Annotated in this window: 1 protein-coding gene; it reads left to right on the top strand. The window is 63.8% G+C overall.

What is annotated here, in order from left to right; genetic code table 11:
* Positions 1-282, top strand: a 282-nt coding sequence (locus AAEY88_RS13020; protein ID WP_350563060.1) for a DapH/DapD/GlmU-related protein, incomplete at both ends; no start/stop codon positions are given.

A 282-nucleotide genomic window follows, 5' to 3' on the forward strand; every position in this document is an offset into this window, starting at 1 on the left:
GTCATCATCGGCGAGAACGTGTTCGTCGGCCCCTACGCCGTGATCCGCGCCGACGAAGTCGATGCCAGCGGCGCCATGGACCCGATCACCATCGGCGCCAACTCCAACATCCAGGATGGCGTGGTCATCCACTCCAAATCCGGCGCAGCGGTGACCATCGGCGAATTCACCTCCATCGCGCACCGCTCCATCGTCCACGGCCCCTGCACGGTGGGCGACCGTGTGTTTATTGGCTTCAACAGCGTGCTGTTCAACTGCGCCGTGGGCGATGGATGCGTGGTG

This window comes from Psychrobacter sp. CAL346-MNA-CIBAN-0220, from assembly GCF_040309805.1.
Lineage (GTDB): Bacteria > Pseudomonadota > Gammaproteobacteria > Pseudomonadales > Moraxellaceae > Psychrobacter.